A 3,614-nucleotide genomic window follows, 5' to 3' on the forward strand; every position below is an offset into this window, starting at 1 on the left:
CAATTGAAAACGCAATTCAAAAATTGGGGGTAAATCGTAAAGAAATGCCTGCAGCTGAATTCCGTAAAAAATGTGAAGAATATGCATATGGACAAATTGAAACACAAAAAACAACAATGAAACGTTTAGGTACTGTAGCAGATTTTGAACATCCATATATTACGTTAAAGAAAGAATTTGAAGGTCGTCAAATTGAAGCATTCGCAAAGATGGCATTGGATGGTTTAATCTATCAAGGATTAAAACCAATCTATTGGTCACCAATTAGTGAAACTGCGATTGCGGATTCAGAAATTGTATATATTGATAAAAAAGACCCAACTATTTTCGTTGCGTTTGATGTATTAGATGGTAAAGGTGTTTTAGAAGGCGATGAACGTTTCGTAATTTGGACAACAACTCCTTGGACAATTCCAGCAAATTTAGCTATTTGTTTGAATGAAGCATTTGATTATGCAGTTGTACAAACTGAAAAAGGAAAATTAATTTTCCTTGAAAAGAAAGTAGATGAACTACTTCAAAAATTCGGTTTAACAAATCAAGGAATTTTAAAAACATTTAAAGGTAAAGATTTAGAATATATCACTGTTAAGCACCCATTCTATCCTGAAAGACCATCACTTGTTATTTTGGGTAATCACGTAACGGATGAAGATGGAACAGGATGTGTACATACTGCACCAGGGCATGGGGCTGATGACTTCTATGTTGGAATGAAGTATGGTTTGAAAGCATACTGTCCAGTAGATGAAAAAGGATGTATGACAAAAGAAGCAGGAGATTTCTTAGAAGGTCTTTTTGTGGATGATGCAAACAAAGTAGTAGGACAAAAATTAGATGAACTTGGTAATTTATTACATTTAGAATTCATTACACATAGTTATCCTCACGATGAACGTTTAAAGAAACCAATTATTTTCCGTGCAACAGTTCAATGGTTTGCGTCAATTGATAAAATTCGTGAACAATTATTAAGTGAAATCAAGAATGTTCATTGGGAAAATGAATGGGGAGAAGTACGTTTATTTAATATGATTCGTGATCGTGGCGATTGGTGTATTTCTCGTCAACGTTTATGGGGTCTTCCAATTCCAATTATTTACAATGAAGATAATTCTCCAATTATGGAAAAAGAAGTATTTGATCACATTGCAAAACTAATTCATGAACGTGGAAGCAATGTTTGGTTTGAAAGCGATGTAAAAGATTTATTACCAGCAGGTTATACAAATGAAAAATCACCTAATGGTAATTTCCGTAAAGAAAAAGATATTATGGATGTATGGTTTGATTCAGGAAGTTCACATAATGAATTAGAGGCACGAGGATTACCTTATCCAGCTGATTTATACTTTGAAGGGTCTGATCAATATCGTGGTTGGTTTAACAGTTCATTAATTATTGGAACAGCAATTCATGGACATGCACCTTACAAGAATGTTTTATCTCATGGATATGTTTGTGATTCTAAGGGTGAAAAAATGAGTAAATCTATTGGTAATGTTGTAAACCCAATGGATGTAATTAATAAATACGGTGCTGATATTTTCCGTTTGTGGGCAGCTACTGTTGATTTCAAACAAGATATGCGTATTGGTGATGATAATCTTAAACAAGTATCTGAACAATATCGTAAGATTCGTAATACATTTAAGTTCATGTTGGGTAATGTAAACGCTGAAGATTTTAATCCTAAGACAGATCGTGTTGCTTATGAAGAATTAACACCAGTTGATCAATACATTGAAGTTATGTTAAATGAAACATTAAAAACAGTAACGGATGCATATATGAAATATGATTTCCTTGCAGCATCAAGTGCTGTAATGAATGTAATGACCAATGAATTGAGTAGCTATTATTTAGATTTCACAAAAGATATTCTTTATATTGAGAAAATGAATGATAAACGTCGTCGTCAAGTTCAAACTGTAATTTGGGATGCGATTGATATTCTTGCGAAATGTTGGGCACCATCACTAGTGTATACAATGGATGAAGTTTGGGGCAAGTTTACAAATGATGAAGCTAAATCAGTTCACTATACACATTTACCAGTGGCAAAAGAGTTTGCGAATGCAGTTGAATTAAAAACAACTTTTGCAAAGCTACATGAAATTCGTGATGAAGCACTTAAAGCATTAGAACTTGCACGTGCTGATAAAGTTATTGGTAAACCATTAGAAGCTGAACTTACTATTGTTTGTAGTAATGAAGATAAAAAATTACTTGAAGATACTCTTTGTGGTAAAGTAGCACAATGGTTAATCGTAAGTAAAGTTTCATTTGTTGAAGGTACTGAACGTAGTATTACCGTTACTCCAGCAAAAGGAATGGTTTGTCCACGTTGTTGGAATATAAATGAAGAACATGCCGAAGACGGATTATGTCCACGCTGTCAAAAAGTATTAAATGATTAAACTTGGATTTTATGAACATTTTAAGGGAAAGCGCTATGAAGTAATTGGCATTGCCAAACACTCAGAAACGTTAGAAGAGATGGTAGTGTATCGTCAGTGTTATGGTGAGCATGAAATATGGGTTCGTCCCTTAGCTATGTGGAATGAAATGATTGATCGTGATGAGTATCATGGACCACGGTTTAAATTTATTGAAGAAGTAGAGTAAAATCTACTTCTTTTTTATAAAAAAAGTGATTACATTATAATCACTTCAGTAGATTATGATGAAATCAACTTACAACGAGCATCTTCAGCTTTTTTAATTAGTAATTTCATATTTTTAATTCGATAACCATAGTTTTCTTTTGCTAGAATATTTTCATGACATAACTGAGTAAGCAAGCGATTGAGATGACGATAACTTAATCCAATTGAACATGCGACATCGGTCAGTACATCATTGAAAACATTATTATGTGAAGATTCAATAATATAGGAACATAATCTTTGTTCACCAGTATGAAGTGCAGAGGTAACAAAATTACTAGAACTATTCACAAGATTAGTGGACAGTTCATAACAAAGACGATTTAAAAATTTATTATTAGCTCTAAGTATTTTTTCATTGCCTTCAAATGGAATAGCAATGCATTCAAAATCGGTAGTTGCGATAAGTGAAGCTGTAGCATAGTTTTGGTTTGCCATTAACTCAATGCCACCAATTGTTCCAGTAGAAACAAAATAACAAAGTACTAAGTTTTTACCATTGGCAGATGAGCAACAAACTTTTGCTTTACCATCAATGACGATACCTAACCACGTAACAGGGAAGTCTTCTTGATAAATAGTTTCACCAGATGTAAATCTAAAAATAGTACATTGTTTCAAGTGATTAGCATCGAGTCCATATTCATAAAGTTTATCAATATGTTTTTTCTTTAGTATTGTTTTGATCATCATTGTATTCCTCTTTAACTATCATAACAATACTTTAAGTAAAATAGTAGGACAAAAGTCCTACTGTTAAAATAAGTTATTCACCTATAATCTAAATAGAGGTGATTGTATGTATTCATTTTTAGCATTACTATCAGGATTTTTATTGGCATTAATGATTACTATGAATGGTATGCTTGCGCAAGCCTATAATATTTATCTTGCGGCAATAATATTGCATGTGGTAGCAGTCATCTTTTCATTTATACTTTGTAG

Annotated in this window: 4 protein-coding genes; 3 read left to right on the forward strand and 1 reads right to left on the reverse strand. The window is 32.6% G+C overall.

Going from position 1 to position 3,614, the window contains the following annotated elements:
- Both ileS and RSB60_RS11205 read left to right on the forward strand, forming a co-directional pair.
- The coding region (gene ileS / locus RSB60_RS11200; RefSeq protein WP_332616407.1) for an isoleucine--tRNA ligase at nucleotides 1-2,420 on the forward strand (2,420 nt) is incomplete at its 5' end.
- Nucleotides 2,413-2,628, forward strand: coding sequence for a DUF1653 domain-containing protein (locus RSB60_RS11205; RefSeq protein WP_332475541.1), 216 nt, complete (start codon nucleotides 2,413-2,415; stop codon nucleotides 2,626-2,628). The genes ileS and RSB60_RS11205, both read left to right, overlap by 8 nt.
- 53 nt (nucleotides 2,629-2,681) lie before the next feature.
- Here RSB60_RS11205 and RSB60_RS11210 read toward each other — a convergent pair whose 3' ends face one another.
- Nucleotides 2,682-3,362: a cyclic nucleotide-binding domain-containing protein gene (locus RSB60_RS11210; protein ID WP_332616409.1), complete on the reverse strand. Its 681-nt coding sequence runs from the start codon at nucleotides 3,360-3,362 to the stop codon at nucleotides 2,682-2,684.
- 106 nt (nucleotides 3,363-3,468) lie between these two features.
- Between RSB60_RS11210 and RSB60_RS11485 the strand changes: the two genes are divergently transcribed.
- Nucleotides 3,469-3,614, forward strand: a 146-nt coding sequence (locus RSB60_RS11485; protein ID WP_442879672.1) for a DMT family transporter, incomplete at its 3' end; no start/stop codon positions are given.

It is taken from the genome of Anaerorhabdus sp. (assembly GCF_036657415.1).
Lineage (GTDB): Bacteria > Bacillota_I > Bacilli_A > Erysipelotrichales > Erysipelotrichaceae > Anaerorhabdus.

Bases quoted from the DNA above. Each gene is read 5' to 3' on its own strand.
- RSB60_RS11205 (WP_332475541.1), top strand. From the start codon at position 2,413: ATGATTAAACTTGGATTTTATGAACATTTTAAGGGAAAGCGCTATGAA.
- RSB60_RS11210 (WP_332616409.1), bottom strand. From the start codon at position 3,362: ATGATGATCAAAACAATACTAAAGAAAAAACATATTGATAAACTTTAT.